The organism is Steroidobacter cummioxidans, assembly GCF_003104955.1.
This window is the reverse complement of record NZ_LSRW01000011.1, coordinates 26,710-41,217: the sequence shown is the minus strand read 5'-3', so window position 1 is coordinate 41,217 and position 14,508 is coordinate 26,710. Positions and strand designations below refer to the sequence as shown.

Below are 14,508 nucleotides of genomic sequence, written 5' to 3'. Positions count from 1 at the left end.
TGATTGAGATGCGGGATCAACTGCCAGTGGTCGCAGCCGGGAACACCGACCAGCCACCGCCGAGCGCCTTGTACAGACGAATCAGATTGGAAGTCATTTCGCCATCGCTGACGGCGAGCGAATCTTCGAGGGAGATCAGCTGGCGATCCGCCGTGAGCACGGTTTGGAAATCGACCAGTCCGGAGTTGTATTGAACCAGCGCCAGCTCGGCGGCGCGCCGCGCGCTGCCGACCGCCTCGAGCAACGATTCATGACGCCGTTGCTCGCTGGTCCAGGCATTCAATGCGTTCTCCACCTCTTCATAGGCGGCCAGCACCACGGACTCGTACGAAGCCAACGCCTGATCGAGCAGTGCATTTTGCACATTGATGTTCTGACGAAGCGCGCCCCCGTTGAAGATGGGCAGACTGAGCGTCAAACCATTGCGTTCGAGACGATTGCCATCGAGCAAATCACTGGCCTTCAGCGCTTGCCAGGAGATGGAGCCATTTAGCGACAAGCTCGGATAAAGCGCCGCGGTCGCCACGCCGACTTGCGCCGTTTGTGCCGCCAGCTGACGTTCAGCACTGCGAATATCCGGCCGACGACGCAAAACATCAGCGGGCACACCGGCGACGACATCGACCGGCGCGACCGGAATCGGTTTGCGTTGCTGCAGCGAGGCTTCCAGCGCGCCGGGCGTCTGACCGGTGAGCACCGACAGGCGATTCATGTTTTGCACCAGACTCGATTCCAACAACGGAATCTGCGAGCGCGTCTGCTGATAGTTGGTATTGGCGGACTCGACGTCGAGCACAGTGGTCAAACCGGCGGTGGCGCGCCAGCGAGTGATGTCGAGCGCCTCGCGCTGCGCTTCGAGATTGCGCTCGGCGAAATCGAGCCGCGACTGTGCGGTCCGCACCCCAACGTAGCTCAACGCGACGTCGCCGAGCAGAACGACCAGCACGTCACGCAGGTCCGCCTCCCTGGCGGCGAGTTGTGCAGCGGCTGCTTCGTACGAGCGGCGCTGGCCCCCGAAAAGATCCAATTCCCAGCTGGCAGACAGGCCGCCGCTATAGTTTTCACCCACCATGCTGACGGCTTCACCGCGCTCGTTGAAGCTCGACTGGGATTTGGTGCGGCTGGCGCTGGTCGACGAGCCGATATTTGGCCAAAAACCCGCGCCGGCAACGGCGCGCTGTGCACGAGCCTGAACGACGCGGGCGTATGCTTGCTTCACGGTTTTGTTGTCGGCCAGCGCACGCTCTATGAATTCATTCAATTGCGGGTCATTGAGCGTGGTCCACCAGGCGGCCAGCAAAGGTGCGTCGGCAGACTCCACGCGCACGCCTGTCTGCGGCAACTGGTGCCATTCGTCGGGAGTAACCGTCTTCGGCGGCCGATAGTCTGGCCCCACCGCGCAGCCGGTCAGCGCCAGCGCCACCGCGCCGGCCACGACCGACCGGAACAGGCCCGCGGCACCGCTTCGTTCGGCTGCTAGCGGCGCTGACAAAGGCAATTGTGAGTGCGTTCTTGGCATGCGGACGACTTCATCATGATGGCCAGCCCTCGACACAAATGGCCGGCCAGGAGCTGGCCTGCTGTTGGTTGCCGCGGCAGGATGGCAGTTCAGCACGGGGCCGCGCCCAGCAGTGTTAAAAGATTGTAAGCATATGTATCTGAAAATCACCGTGATTTTGGCGTTCGCTCGCCGCACCGGTGACCTGCTTATAACCAGATGTGCGCGTCGCCGTACCAGTTGCGATATGCACTCGTCAGGCCCTTAACGCACAATTCTTCGATGACCAGACTGACCCATTTACAGAGGCTCGAGGCCGAGTCGATCCACGTCCTGCGCGAGGTGGTGGCCGAGTGCGAGCGACCGGTGATGCTGTACTCCATCGGCAAGGACAGCGCAGTGATGCTGCACCTGGCGATGAAGGCGTTCTATCCGGCGAAGCCTCCTTTTCCGCTACTCCACGTCGACACCACGTGGAAATTCCGCGACATGATCACCTTCCGCGACCGGATGGCCCAGGAGCTCGGCCTGCAGCTGCTGGTGCACATCAATCAGGACGGCCTGGATCGCGGCATCGGCCCGTTCTCCCATGGCTCAGCCGTGCATACCGACGTGATGAAGACCCAGGGCCTGAAGCAGGCGCTGGACAAGTATGGCTTCGACGCAGCCTTCGGCGGCGCTCGTCGCGACGAAGAGAAGTCGCGCGCCAAGGAGCGTGTGTTCTCGTTCCGCTCCGCTCAGCATCGCTGGGATCCGAAGCGTCAGCGTCCCGAGTTGTGGAGCCAGTACAACGCGCGCAAGAACAAGGGCGAGAGCCTGCGCGTGTTCCCGCTGTCCAACTGGACCGAGCTGGATATCTGGCAGTACATCTATCTGGAAAACATCCCCATCGTGCCGCTGTATTTCGCCGCGAGGCGTCCGGTCGTCCGGCGCGACGGCACGCTGATCATGGTCGATGACGACCGCATGCCCCTGCGCCCCGGCGAGCAGCCGGAAATGAAGTCGGTGCGGTTCCGCACGCTCGGCTGCTATCCGCTCACGGGTGCCATCGAGAGCGAGGCCGCCACCTTGCCCGAGATCATCCAGGAGATGCTGTTGACGACCAGCTCCGAACGACAGGGCCGCGTGATCGATCACGACAGCGCCGCGTCGATGGAGAAAAAGAAGCAGGAAGGTTATTTCTAGGCCGAAGTGACTGGTGACTAATGATTAATGACTGGTCAAAGCTGCCCAGCGCGGCCTCGGTAATTTGAAACATGGCTCACAAATCCGATCTCATCGCCAGCGACATTCAGGCGTACCTGAAATCCCACGAGCACAAGAGCCTGCTGCGGTTCATCACCTGCGGCAGCGTCGATGATGGCAAGTCGACTCTGATCGGCCGGCTGCTGTACGAATCCAAGATGATTTTCGAGGATCAGCTCAGCACGCTGGAAGCCGACTCCAAGAAGGTCGGCACGCAAGGCGGCGAGCTGGATTTCGCATTGCTGGTCGATGGCCTGGCCGCCGAGCGCGAGCAAGGCATCACCATCGACGTCGCGTATCGGTTCTTCTCCACCGACCGCCGCAAATTCATCGTCGCGGACACGCCGGGCCACGAGCAATACACGCGCAACATGGTGACCGGCGCTTCGACCGCCGACGTCGCGGTGATTCTGATCGATGCGCGCAAAGGCGTGCTCACACAGACGCGCCGGCACAGCTACATCGTGTCGCTGCTCGGCATCAAGCATGTCGTGCTGGCCATCAACAAGATGGACCTGGTCGGCTATTCGCAGCAGATCTTCGACACCATCGTCACCGAGTATCGCGAGTTCGCGGCCCAGATCGGCCTCGACAACATCGTGCCGGTGCCGCTGTCGGCCCTGCGCGGCGACAACATGCTGGAGCGCAGCTCCGCGACCTCGTGGTATCAGGGCCCGACGCTCATGGAGTATCTCGAAACGGTCGCGATCGAGGACGATCTGCAGCAGCGCTCGTTCCGGCTGCCCGTGCAATGGGTGAATCGTCCGAATCAGGACTTCCGCGGTTTTGCCGGCACGATTGCCAGCGGTGTGATTCGCAAGGGCGACTCGATTCGCGTACTGCCCTCGGGCCGCACCAGCAAGGTCGCTCGCATCGTCACTCACAATGGCGATCTGGAACAGGCGGTCGCGGGGCAATCGATCACACTCACGTTGACCGATGAAGTCGACATCAGCCGGGGCGACGTCATCGCCGCAGCGGAATCGCCGCCGGCCGTCGCCGATCAGTTTCAAGCGACCATCATCTGGATGCACGAGGAAGCGATGCTTCCCGGACGTCCCTATCTCATCAAGCTCGGCTCACGCATCGTCACTGGCAGCATCACCGCGCCGAAGTACAAGGTGAACGTGAACACGCTGGAGCATCTGGCCGCCAAGCAGCTGGAGCTCAACGAGATCGGCGTCTGCAATCTCAGTCTGGATCGGGCCGTCGCATTCGATCCGTACGCGGACAATCGCGAGACCGGCGGCTTCATTCTGATCGACAAGATCTCCAATGACACCGTCGGCGCAGGTCTGCTCAGCTTCGCGCTGCGTCGTGCCGAAAATATTCATTGGCAGGCGCTGGACGTGAACAAGCCGGCGCGCGCGGCGCTGAAGGGACAGCGCGCCTGCATACTGTGGTTCACTGGCTTGTCGGGTGCTGGCAAGTCGACCGTTGCAAATCTGGTCGAGAAACGACTGCACTCGCTCGGTCGTCACACGTACACGCTCGACGGCGACAACGTGCGTCATGGCCTGAACAAGGATCTGGGCTTCACGGATGCGGACCGCGTCGAAAACATTCGTCGCGTCGCCGAAGTCTCCAAGCTCATGGTGGACGCGGGCCTGATCGTGCTCGTGTCGTTCATCTCGCCGTTCCGTTCGGAGCGCCGCCTGGCGCGCGAGCTGATGCAGAGCGGAGAGTTCTTCGAAGTCTTCGTCGACACCCCGCTGGAAGAGGCTGAGAAGCGCGACCCGAAGGGCCTGTACAAGAAGGCCCGTCGCGGCGAGCTGCAGAACTTCACCGGTATCGATTCGCCGTACGAGGCGCCGGAGAATGCCGAGATTCATCTGCGCACCGCGTTGTATTCGCCTGAAGCCGCAGCCGAGGAGATCATGAACAAGCTGCGCGACGCCGGTATGCTGTATCCGGCGGACGAGTTGTCCGGTCTGTAAGGAAACTGCCGTGGCCTCATCAGAACTGTTGGCGAACGTAGTCAAGCTGGCCCAGCAGGCCGGCGACGCGATTCTGAGCGTCTACAGCGAGCAGTTCGAAGTCACACACAAGACGGACCAGTCGCCGCTGACCGTCGCGGACTTGCGCTCGCATGAGATCATCTCGAAGGGATTGCGTGCACTGACACCGGACGTGCCCGTGCTCTCGGAAGAAGCCAGCGACATTCCCTTCGAGCAGCGCCGGCAATGGACGCGTTACTGGCTGGTGGATCCGCTCGATGGCACCAAGGAATTCGTGTCCCGCAATGGCGAGTTCACGGTCAACATTGCGTTGATCGAGAACCACGTGCCCGTGCTCGGCGTGGTGCATGTGCCGGTGACGAGCACGACGTACACCGGCGTGACTGGCAGCGGCGCGTTCAAGCAAGTGGCCGCACAAAGGCCAGCGCCGCTACAGGTTTGCTCGCCCGCCAGTACGCCGCTACGAATCGTCGGCAGCCGCTCACATCGCGGCGACTCGCTGGATCGATATCTGCCGAAGCTCGCTCCCTATGAACTGGTCGCGGTCGGCAGCTCGCTGAAGTTTTGTCTGATCGCGGAAGGCAGCGCGGATTTCTATCCGCGCTTCGGCCCGACCAGCGAGTGGGACACGGCGGCCGCACAAGCAGTGGTCGAGGCCGCCGGCGGCGCGGTCGTCAAAACGGACGGTGAGCGCTTGCGTTACAACACCAAAGCGGAGCTGCTGAATCCGCATTTCCTCGTGTACGGCGATCGCGGACGAGATTGGCTGCAGATCCTGTCGTTGCGTTGATCGTTACGCAATCTGCTCGACCGTCACTGTCGCATGCTTGCCCATCGTTTCAGGTGAGCTGTTGTCGAATGAAGGTTCGAGCAACACGAGCAACATTCCCACGGTTGCGGCCGCCAGCGAACACAGAATGATTGCATCGAACGCGCCAACGAGCCTGGTATGCATGTTCACGGGTCGTACTCCACAGCTGTAGAACCTGTCCGGAAGCGCTCCAGTTGCGCGGCATGAGCGCAGCTTCGGCAACTGAAGGCGCGGCAATGCAGCCCTGCAATGAGTTTCTGGTTTTCATGATGGAGACTTTGCCCCCGGCTCGTGACGGCAAAGTGATAGAGCGCGTGAAGAACGCGTGAAATCGGCGAGCGACCCCTTTAGGGAATATCTGCCGACGGACTGGGTATTTTATTCGGCTGGCTCACGCGCAAGTACACTTGCGCGCCACGGGTGGTGCCATCGCGGGCCGGCAACATACTGGTGAGGCGCACCGGATATTCGCCGGGTGCACTCGGCTGCAAACAGATATCTCGTTTGCTCCGGCTCAGGCCGAGCCGCAGCTTCTGATCCTGTCGCACCGAGATCGACAACGGCGCGCCGCCGACCATTTCTTTGCCCGGTCCCAAGGCCCGAATACTCATGTTCGCCAGGCACAGTCGCTGTCCGATGGCGAGCTCATTGACGATCGGTGCGACCTCGACCTGTTCCACGCGAACGTTGGCGAGACTTTTCGAGACCAGGTCGGAGGCCATGAACAGTTGCCGTCCGGCGTGTGCCGGGTCCTTGTCGGAGACGCTAGACGCTTCGCCGATGACGACCCAGACGATCTGAAAGGGCCCTTCCTGGGCTACCGCCTGGGCCAGTCCCGACGCCACCGCTAACAGAATCGTAATCAGGCCCATCCTGCAGCGGCCAACCATGCGATGACTCCGTTGCACCATAACCAACCAATCCAGGGCCGCGGGGAGCAGTTCCCCTACTCGATGTGACCTTGATAGCGGATTGTCGCAGGAACTCCTTGCGTTTCTCGGAGCCTCCCTGCTAGATTCATGCACATGCGTACGACCCAGCAAATGTCTGCTCTGCCCCCCCATGGCAGTGGGCTGCTGCGTGCGCGCCTGCACCTGCGTCGCTAGACGCAAAAAAACACCTCACGCCTCCCCCGCAAAGACGGTGGGACCGGCGCAAAAAACAAAGCCTCTAGTTCGCTCTCGCTTTCACCGGCTGGCCCCGTAACGGTCAGCCGCGAATAGGAAAACGGAACCATGTTGCAGGAACCTTCAAGTAAGTATCGATCGTTCGCTCCCATCCCGTTGCCAGACCGCACCTGGCCCAACAAAGTCATCAGCGCGCCGCCCCAGTGGTGCAGCGTCGATCTGCGCGATGGCAATCAGGCTCTGATCGAGCCCATGGACGGCGCCCGTAAACGGCGCATGTTCGATCTGCTGGTGAAAACCGGCTTCAAAGAAATCGAAGTGGGCTTTCCCGCGGCTTCGCAGACCGACTTCGACTTCGTGCGCGAATTGATCGACCAGAATCTGATCCCGGACGATGTGACCATTCAGGTCCTGGTGCAGTGTCGCCCCGAGCTGATTGCTCGCACCTACGAGGCACTGCAGGGCGCCCGCCGCGCCATCGTGCATTTCTATAACTCCACTTCGACGGTACAACGTCGCGTGGTGTTCGGCCTGGACCGCGCCGGCATCACCGACATCGCAGTGAAGGCCGCTCAGTGCGTGCGCGAGCATGCCGAGCGCCATCCCGAAACCGAGTGGCGCTTCGAGTACAGCCCGGAAAGTTTCACGGGCACGGAATTGGATTTCGCAGTGGAGATCTGCGACGCCGTGAACGCGGTGCTGCAGCCGACCCCGGAGCGCCGGGTCATCATCAATCTGCCCGCGACGGTGGAAATGGCGACGCCGAACATCTATGCCGATCAGATCGAATGGTTCCTGCGTCACGTCAAGAACCGCGATTGCATCATCCTGTCACTGCATCCTCACAACGATCGCGGTACCGGCGTAGCGGCGGCCGAGCTGGGCGTGATGGCTGGCGCCGATCGCGTCGAAGGCACGTTGTTCGGTAACGGCGAGCGCACGGGCAACGTCGACATCGTGACGCTGGCATTGAACATGTACACGCAGGGCGTCAATCCTGGCCTGGATTTTTCGAACATCAACGAAGCGGCGCGCATTGCCGAGCATTGCAATCAACTGCCAATTCATCCGCGACATCCGTATGTCGGCGATCTGGTGTTCACTGCGTTCTCGGGCTCGCATCAGGACGCGATCAAGAAAGGTTTCACCGCGCGCCGCGACGGCGATCTGTGGGAGATTCCATATCTGCCGATCGATCCGCGCGACGTGGGCCGCACTTACGAATCGGTCATTCGCGTGAACAGTCAGTCGGGCAAGGGCGGCATCGCGTATCTGCTCGAGCGCGACTACGGCATCACCATGCCGCGACGGCTGCAGATCGAGTTCAGCCAGGTCGTGCAGGCAGTGACCGACGCCACCGGCAAGGAGCTGTCTTCGGAACAGATCTGGTCGTTGTTCCAAAGCGAATTCCTCGGCGACAACGGCACGTATGTTTATGGCGGGCATCAACTGACATCGCTGCGCGATCAGCACGAGGTCGAGCGCCTGGCGCTGAAGCTGAAGTGCAACGGCCAGGGCGCACTGCTCCATGGCGAAGGCAACGGCCCGATCGACGCCATCGTCGATGCGCTGGGCCTGCGCTTTGACGTGCTCTCCTATGAGGAGCACTCGGTGGGCACCGGCAGCGGCGCGAAAGCGATGGCGTTCGTCGAGATCACCACGCCGGCGCGCGCCACGCTGTTCGGCGTCGGTTATCACGAGAACATCGTGACCGCATCTCTGCTCGCAGTGTTGAGTGCCGTGAATCGCGCCTTGCAGCGTGGCCTGCTGGACGACGCAATGCCAGTCGCGACCGCCCAGGGCTAGGAACCGCCCTGAAGGAGCTTGCCGGAGCAGGACACCTTCCCTGCTCCGGCTTTAATTATTCTACGACGAAAGCGCAGCCCGCGCCTTGCCGTAGTCAGCGCCCCGCACAGAAGCCACCAATTCAACGGCGGCCTTCACATCGTCATTACAATTGCGGAAAACGACGCGCTCGAGGATCGACGGGCCGTGACGAAGAATCATCACGCCCAAAAATTCATCCATGAACGACTGACTCACGAGCAGCCCGCCGAAATCGACACAAACCGACCCCATCCCATGCTCCAGCGCAGCCTCTACTTGTACGCGCAGAGGGGTCGCCACATCTCTCGTTCCCAAAATGAAAACGGATGGATCTGGACCGGCGGCGATGGTGGTTTCACATGCTAAAGACATGCTGTTTCCCCGGTGGCGTCGCTATGCATAAGTAGACATCAAGAGAAACGAGCGCGCAAATGTGGCACGCCTTGATATCTCGTAAGAATATCCTGAATCGTGCGCGTCGTGGCGGCGCGGCGATGAAACTCCAAGCTGACGATAGTGCCCTGATAAGGCGCTTCCAACTTGTGACGCCTCTCCTCCGGCAATCCAGCATTTGCGACCCACGCGTTTCCGGAAATCGCATAGATGCAGCCACCTAGACGCTGGCAAATGTCGCGGCACACCGTAAGCCCCAACCCCATATGCCTCCTTTCGGCATACATCGACGGAATATTCTTGCTGGACACAAATGGCTTGAACGCCAGACCCGCCGCCTCGAAGTGATTTTTGGGCGGCTCGTGCAGCCCTCGCAACGAAGCCAGAAGACCGCAACCGTCGTCGACGACAGCCACTCGAACCAGATCTCCTTCCGAGTACCACTGGGTCACCAACCAGGCCATGGGGCTGGGATGGTCGACCGTGCGTGCATGTGAGAAGACGTTATCGAGCAGCTCGGAAAGTATGTGGGCGAGAGCGGGCTGGACGGCATGATGGATGAGCACTCCGTATCTGTCTTGCAGCATCGCCACCCGGTCCTCAGCCGGAATGAATTCGGCGATCCTTTGGGATATACGGTTGGCAACCGCGTTCGCCTCCGATGGAGATGCAACGGTCATGGCGAACATGGGTCCTTGCCAGGACTCGATACTCCCATTCCCCTGCAACACCACGGGCGCAGCCAAATCGGCCAAGGCCTGGCTCACCTTGTGACTGGCATTGCGAATCAGCAGTCGCTTGCCGGCGCGCTGAAGGTATCGAGCGGCATTGGCCAACAGGCACACGCCGACGGGCTGGATTACCGCCAGTTCGGCTGCGTCCAATTCCACTGTCTGCAGCGACGATGCGGCGACCTGGGTCAGAAGCTGGAGCGCGGCACCGGGCTTTGCATCCAAGAGCGATCGGGGTATTTGCACGGCGACGAGCGTGATCGCCGCGAGATCCCGGCGTTGTACCTACGACCGGCTGACAGAATCCATCAACCCTCTGTCTTCTAGGTATTTCATCGTCGAGCCAGATCGGCCATCGCACAGGTGAGGCGCGCGATCTGCGCAGCAATCCTCGCGCCTCATCCCGCGCGAACGGCCCTCGCATCCACCTACACCATCACCCAGCGATGTAACGTTCCAGATGGGTGATGGTCTGCTGCTGCTCTTCGATCACTGCCTTCACCAGGTCGCCGATCGAAATGATGCCCACCATCCGGCTCTTCTCGACGACCGGCAGGTGACGGATGCGCAGCTCCGTCATCAGCTCCATACAACGGTGCACCCCTTCGTCAGGGGTCACCGTTTTGACGGGAGAACTCATGATCTGCCAGACCGGCGTATCGGAACTGGAGCGGCCCATCAGAATCACTTTGCGGGCATAGTCGCGCTCCGAGACGATGCCGACCAATTCCTCGTCGCGCAGGACCGGCAGCGCACCGATATGCTTGTCGGCCATCAGCTGAATGGCTTCCAGCACCGGCTCCTCGGGACCGATGGTCCAGACGTTCTTGTTCTTGAAGGCAAGCAGGTAACTAACGCGTAGCATCGCGGCCCTCCTTCTTTTCGGAGGACCAGCCTACTCCCAAAAGCAGACTCGATGAAATGCGTGCAGACGTCAGCCGTAAAGTCTGGCGTGTACGGCGCGCTCGGCTTCCAGCCAATCTTCCAATTCGTGCCCGGGCGCGAAATTGCGAGCCGCCGCGAGGTAGTAAGCGGCCATGGCAATCATGGCGCCCACATCTTCCGATGTCGGCTCGAGCGTGGCGGCTACGATGGCCACGTCAGCGGCGGGTGCTGGCTTCGCTGTCGGTGATTTGCGAGGAGCACGCGGCTTTTTTGCCGATGCCGACTTCGCTGGCGCGGGGCTTGTAGAGACTACCTTGGGCTTGGCGCGGCTGCGCTTGGCGGGTGAGGTGTCAGTGCTGATTTCCATCGACATTTCCTCGAACCGTGAGAGATCACTCCCTCAATTAAGCATGGAATGTGCCACCGAGGCGGCGTCATTCTACGGTGCGGATATGACCGGGAAATGTCGGAAACTCGCGATCCAGAGTGCGGCGGACGCACTCAGGCTGGTGCAGGCACTTCGGCGTACGCACGTTGCCAGTGCGTACGCCGGTCGCGATCTGATCAGTGGTGGTGACCGCCGGGACCATGCACATGGCCGTGCGACAGCTCTTCCTCGGTCGCAGCACGCACGCTGACGATCTCGACCTTGAAGTTCAGATTCTTGCCGGCCAGCGGGTGATTGCCGTCGAGCGTCACCATGTCACCCTGCAGCTGAGTGATGGTCACAGCGCGCACGCCATGCTCCGATTGAGCATGCAACTGCATGCCGACATGAAGATTGCCTACACCCTTCAGCGCCCGACGCGGCACTTGCTGGATGAGCGCCTTGTCGAATTCGCCGTAGCCGTCCGCCGGCGTGATTTTCACGTCCAGCTTGTCGCCCTCACCCTTGCCCTCGAGCTCGCGCTCCAGGCCCGGGATCAGATTGCCGTTGCCATGAATGTAGGCGAGCGGCTCGCCGCCGGCCGAGCTGTCGATGGTTTTGCCTTCATCATCGGTCAGCGTGTAGTGGATCAGTGCGACGGCGTCTTTGGTGATTTGCATGACAGGGCCCGGAAAGTCTGGTGGCCGAAACGCGGCATTATGGACCATCGGGGACGCAAACGCCCGCGCGTCGGCAGCTCGGGACAGGTTGGATATACTCCGCCGCGCCCGGGGAGGGTGGTAGGTGCCTGAATGTATTCGCCGAAGTTGAATCGATCGTGGCTGTGGGCCTGTGTTCTGCCGTTGGCGCTGTCGGCGTGTGGCTCCAAAAGCGGCGGCGGAGATGTGACCCGAGGCGGGGAGCTGTACGCCAAGGAGTGCGCGGCCTGTCACTCCCTCTCCGCCAGCACCGCCGACGCGCCACTGCACTGTGGCTTGATCGGCCGCAAAGCCGGCACTGTGCCTGGCTTTCCCTATTCGGAAGCGATGCGCTCGTCGGGATTGGTCTGGGACGAGCAGACCATCGATGAGTTCATCACCGCACCGTACATCTTCCTGCCCGGCACGATCATGGGCTTCCCCGGCTTTTCACAAGCCGCCGATCGCGCCGATGTGATCGCGTATCTGAAAGAGGTCAGCAGCGATCCAAGTCAGTGCCAGAAGTGATGTTCAGCAGGGGCCGACTGCGCCTGCGCGTCGATAAAAAGTCATGCCGACGAACTGACCAGCGAACGTCCGGACTCACGCGATCCCGTCGCTTGAAATCCGGGCGTCGCAGTTCGTACTGATGAAGCGTGTGCTCGCGGCGCCCTACTCTCTCGGCGGTTGCTGCTGCTGTTGCTGCTGCATCTTCATCTGATTCTGACAATCTTTCTTCAGCTGATCCTTGGACATGGACGAATCCTTCTGATGCTCCTTCTTCATGCAGTCCTTCATCATCTGATCTTGCATTGCCTGCTGCTGGTGCGGACTCGCAGCGCCGCTCGGCTCGGTGCTGCTCGGAGGTGGCTGCGTCGTCTGCCCCATAGCGAACGTCGCTGATGCGACGGACATCAACATCAGCAGAGCGAATTGACGGTATCGGCTCATGACAGTGTCTCCGCGGCCTGTGGTAACAGGCAGCGTGGCACGACACCGGTGACCATACAATCGGCCCGCCTCCGAGTGACCGTGGGACGGCGACGACGATCGCGCAGGGCGCCGACTACAACATCACTATTCCACCGTCACCGACTTCGCCAGATTCCGCGGCTGGTCCACATCCGTGCCTTTCAGGATGGCGCAGTGATACGCCAGCAGTTGCAGCGGCACGGTGTAAACCGCGGAGGCTTGGAAATGACTGACGTGCTTCGGCATAGTGATGACAGTGACGCCTTCGGAGGGCTGGAAGCCTGAATCCGGATCGGCGAATACATACAACTCCCCGCCGCGTGCCCGCACTTCCTGCAGGTTCGATTTCAACTTTTCCAGCAGGTCGTTGTTTGGCGCGACCGCGATCACCGGCATGTCCGCATCGACCAGCGCGAGCGGGCCGTGCTTGAGCTCGCCGGCCGGATAGGCTTCGGCGTGGATGTATGAAATTTCTTTGAGCTTCAGCGCACCTTCCATCGCAATCGGATACATCTGGCCGCGGCCGAGAAACAGGGCGTGATGTTTGTCGGCGAACCGTTCAGCCAGTTTCTTGATGGTCTCGTCGAGATGCAGGGTCTTCTCGACCAGGCTCGGGATCTCGATCAGCCGCTGCACGAGACCGCGCTCGCGCTCGGGATCGGTGCCATGGAACTTGGCGAGCGCGATGACCAGCATGCCGAGCGCGCACAGCTGCGTCGTGAACGCTTTGGTCGAGGCGACGCCGATTTCCGGGCCGGCGCGCGTCAGCAGCACCAGCTCGGACTCGCGCACCAGCGAGCTTTCCGGAACGTTACAAATCGACAGCGTCGAGAGATAGCCGGACTGCTTGGCCATGCGCAGCGCGGCCAGCGTGTCCGCGGTCTCGCCGGATTGCGAGATCGAAACAAACAATGTGTTCTTCGGCACGACCGGGCTGCGATAGCGATATTCGCTCGCGATCTCGACCCAGCAAGGCAGACGCGCGATCTGCTCGATGTAGTACTTGGCGACCGCGCCGGCGTGATAGCTCGTGCCGCATGCGACGATCTGCACCGCCTCGCAGCGACGGAACACTTCGGTCGCGAGCGGGCCGAACGCGGCTTCGAGCAGCTTGCCGCCGGCGACGCGCTCTTCCAGCGTTTGCGCGATGGCGCGAGGCTGCTCGTGAATTTCCTTGAGCATGTAGTGCGCGAACTCGCCCTTCTCGGCCGCATCGGCGGACAGCGAGCTTTCGCGAACCTGGCGCTGGGCGTTGTTGCCTTCGTGATCGAGGATGCGCACGCCGGTGCGACGGATCTCGGCGACGTCGCCTTCATCGAGGAAGATGAACTTGCGAGTCACGGGCAGCAACGCTGCGACGTCGGAGGCAACGAAGTGTTCGTTATTGCCGACACCGATCACGACGGGGCAGCCGGCGCGGGCGAGAATCATGGTCTCGGGTGCATCTTCGGAAACCACTGCCAGCGCATAAGCGCCTTCCAGCTCCGCGACGGTAGCCCGGACCGCGCGGAAAATGTCGCCGAGCTTCTGCTTGTGGAAGTGAATGCGATGCGCGATCACCTCGGTGTCGGTTTCGGAGGTGAACTGATAGCCGAGCTTGGTCAGCTCCTCGCGCAGCTCCTCGTGATTCTCGATGATGCCGTTGTGGACGATCGCAATGCCGTCCCGCGAGATATGCGGGTGGGCGTTGCGCTCGGACGGCACGCCGTGGGTCGCCCAGCGCGTATGTGCGATGCCCAGGTGACCGTCGACGGGGGTCTCGAGCAGGGCGTCCTGCAGCTTGCGAACTTTGCCGACGGTGCGCAGCCGGCGCAGATGGCCGGTGCCATTCAGAATGGCCAGACCGGCCGAGTCATAACCTCGATACTCCAGGCGCCGCAGGCCTTCGATCAGGATGGGAACGATGTTGCGATCCGCAATCGCGCCGACGATGCCGCACATGGGGAATTAGGTTCCGTAAGCCCAAGGTTTATGAAAAAGGGAGTGTAGCCGACCG

15 protein-coding genes are annotated in these 14,508 nt (G+C 61.3%); 5 read left to right on the top strand and 10 right to left on the bottom strand.

Annotated features, from left to right (window positions below; genetic code table 11):
- Nucleotides 1–16: 16 nt before the first annotated feature.
- Nucleotides 17–1,519, bottom strand: a complete 1,503-nt coding sequence (locus D0550_RS07270) for an efflux transporter outer membrane subunit (protein ID WP_116808459.1) — start codon at nt 1,517–1,519, stop codon at nt 17–19.
- Between the two features lie 261 nt (nt 1,520–1,780).
- Between D0550_RS07270 and cysD the strand changes: the two genes are divergently transcribed.
- The 3 genes from cysD to cysQ all read left to right on the top strand — a co-directional run bounded on the left by cysD (nt 1,781) and on the right by cysQ (nt 5,491).
- A complete protein-coding gene (gene cysD / locus D0550_RS07265) occupies nt 1,781–2,683 on the top strand; it encodes a sulfate adenylyltransferase subunit CysD (RefSeq protein ID WP_116808458.1) in 903 nt (300 codons plus the stop codon).
- Between the two features lie 71 nt (nt 2,684–2,754).
- Nucleotides 2,755–4,680 carry a sulfate adenylyltransferase subunit CysN gene (cysN, locus tag D0550_RS07260; protein ID WP_116808457.1) on the top strand — a complete coding sequence of 642 codons (1,926 nt, stop codon included), beginning with the start codon at nt 2,755–2,757 and terminating at the stop codon, nt 4,678–4,680.
- Nucleotides 4,681–4,690: 10 nt separating this feature from the next.
- Nucleotides 4,691–5,491, top strand: a complete 801-nt coding sequence (gene cysQ, locus D0550_RS07255) for a 3'(2'),5'-bisphosphate nucleotidase CysQ (RefSeq protein WP_116808456.1) — start codon at nt 4,691–4,693, stop codon at nt 5,489–5,491.
- A 3-nt stretch (nt 5,492–5,494) separates the two neighbouring features.
- Here cysQ and D0550_RS34835 read toward each other — a convergent pair whose 3' ends face one another.
- Nucleotides 5,495–5,662 (bottom strand): hypothetical protein, encoded by a 168-nt coding sequence (locus tag D0550_RS34835; protein WP_161965682.1) that lies wholly within the window; start codon nt 5,660–5,662, stop codon nt 5,495–5,497.
- A 197-nt stretch (nt 5,663–5,859) separates the two neighbouring features.
- Nucleotides 5,860–6,402: a hypothetical protein gene (locus D0550_RS07250; protein ID WP_153067079.1), complete on the bottom strand. Its 543-nt coding sequence runs from the start codon at nt 6,400–6,402 to the stop codon at nt 5,860–5,862.
- Nucleotides 6,403–6,747: 345 nt separating this feature from the next.
- Between D0550_RS07250 and leuA the strand changes: the two genes are divergently transcribed.
- Nucleotides 6,748–8,445 (top strand): 2-isopropylmalate synthase, encoded by a 1,698-nt coding sequence (leuA, locus tag D0550_RS07245; RefSeq protein WP_116808454.1) that lies wholly within the window; start codon nt 6,748–6,750, stop codon nt 8,443–8,445.
- 60 nt (nt 8,446–8,505) lie between these two features.
- On the opposite strand, the gene D0550_RS07240 is transcribed toward leuA, so the two are convergent.
- The 5 genes from D0550_RS07240 to D0550_RS07220 form a co-directional block, all read right to left on the bottom strand.
- Entirely contained in the window at nt 8,506–8,838 is a 333-nt protein-coding gene (locus D0550_RS07240) for an STAS-like domain-containing protein (protein WP_116808453.1), read from the bottom strand.
- 38 nt (nt 8,839–8,876) lie between these two features.
- Nucleotides 8,877–9,815, bottom strand: coding sequence for an ATP-binding protein (locus D0550_RS07235; protein WP_116808452.1), 939 nt, complete (start codon nt 9,813–9,815; stop codon nt 8,877–8,879).
- Between the two features lie 211 nt (nt 9,816–10,026).
- A complete protein-coding gene (locus D0550_RS07230; protein WP_116808451.1) occupies nt 10,027–10,455 on the bottom strand; it encodes a CBS domain-containing protein in 429 nt (142 codons plus the stop codon).
- A 69-nt stretch (nt 10,456–10,524) separates the two neighbouring features.
- Complete coding sequence (locus D0550_RS07225; RefSeq protein WP_206606148.1) at nt 10,525–10,842, bottom strand: DUF2934 domain-containing protein; 318 nt, start codon at nt 10,840–10,842, stop codon at nt 10,525–10,527.
- Nucleotides 10,843–11,039: 197 nt separating this feature from the next.
- Complete coding sequence (locus tag D0550_RS07220; protein ID WP_116808449.1) at nt 11,040–11,522, bottom strand: FKBP-type peptidyl-prolyl cis-trans isomerase; 483 nt, start codon at nt 11,520–11,522, stop codon at nt 11,040–11,042.
- 132 nt (nt 11,523–11,654) lie between these two features.
- Between D0550_RS07220 and D0550_RS07215 the strand changes: the two genes are divergently transcribed.
- Complete coding sequence (locus D0550_RS07215) at nt 11,655–12,068, top strand: c-type cytochrome (RefSeq protein ID WP_116808448.1); 414 nt, start codon at nt 11,655–11,657, stop codon at nt 12,066–12,068.
- 144 nt (nt 12,069–12,212) lie between these two features.
- Here D0550_RS07215 and D0550_RS07210 read toward each other — a convergent pair whose 3' ends face one another.
- Together D0550_RS07210 and glmS are read right to left on the bottom strand one after the other, a co-directional pair.
- Nucleotides 12,213–12,491 (bottom strand): hypothetical protein, encoded by a 279-nt coding sequence (locus D0550_RS07210; RefSeq protein ID WP_153067078.1) that lies wholly within the window; start codon nt 12,489–12,491, stop codon nt 12,213–12,215.
- A 126-nt stretch (nt 12,492–12,617) separates the two neighbouring features.
- Nucleotides 12,618–14,453, bottom strand: a complete 1,836-nt coding sequence (gene glmS / locus D0550_RS07205; RefSeq protein ID WP_116808446.1) for a glutamine--fructose-6-phosphate transaminase (isomerizing) — start codon at nt 14,451–14,453, stop codon at nt 12,618–12,620.
- Nucleotides 14,454–14,508 lie beyond the last annotated feature (55 nt).

Coding starts and splice junctions, on each gene's coding strand:
- D0550_RS07270 (WP_116808459.1), bottom strand. CDS start 1,519: ATGCCAAGAACGCACTCACAATTGCCTTTGTCAGCGCCGCTAGCAGCC.
- cysD (WP_116808458.1), top strand. CDS start 1,781: ATGACCAGACTGACCCATTTACAGAGGCTCGAGGCCGAGTCGATCCAC.
- cysN (WP_116808457.1), top strand. CDS start 2,755: ATGGCTCACAAATCCGATCTCATCGCCAGCGACATTCAGGCGTACCTG.
- D0550_RS07250 (WP_153067079.1), bottom strand. CDS start 6,402: ATGGTTGGCCGCTGCAGGATGGGCCTGATTACGATTCTGTTAGCGGTG.
- leuA (WP_116808454.1), top strand. CDS start 6,748: ATGTTGCAGGAACCTTCAAGTAAGTATCGATCGTTCGCTCCCATCCCG.
- D0550_RS07240 (WP_116808453.1), bottom strand. CDS start 8,838: ATGTCTTTAGCATGTGAAACCACCATCGCCGCCGGTCCAGATCCATCC.
- D0550_RS07230 (WP_116808451.1), bottom strand. CDS start 10,455: ATGCTACGCGTTAGTTACCTGCTTGCCTTCAAGAACAAGAACGTCTGG.
- D0550_RS07225 (WP_206606148.1), bottom strand. CDS start 10,842: ATGGAAATCAGCACTGACACCTCACCCGCCAAGCGCAGCCGCGCCAAG.
- D0550_RS07220 (WP_116808449.1), bottom strand. CDS start 11,522: ATGCAAATCACCAAAGACGCCGTCGCACTGATCCACTACACGCTGACC.
- D0550_RS07215 (WP_116808448.1), top strand. CDS start 11,655: ATGTATTCGCCGAAGTTGAATCGATCGTGGCTGTGGGCCTGTGTTCTG.
- D0550_RS07210 (WP_153067078.1), bottom strand. CDS start 12,491: ATGAGCCGATACCGTCAATTCGCTCTGCTGATGTTGATGTCCGTCGCA.
- glmS (WP_116808446.1), bottom strand. CDS start 14,453: ATGTGCGGCATCGTCGGCGCGATTGCGGATCGCAACATCGTTCCCATC.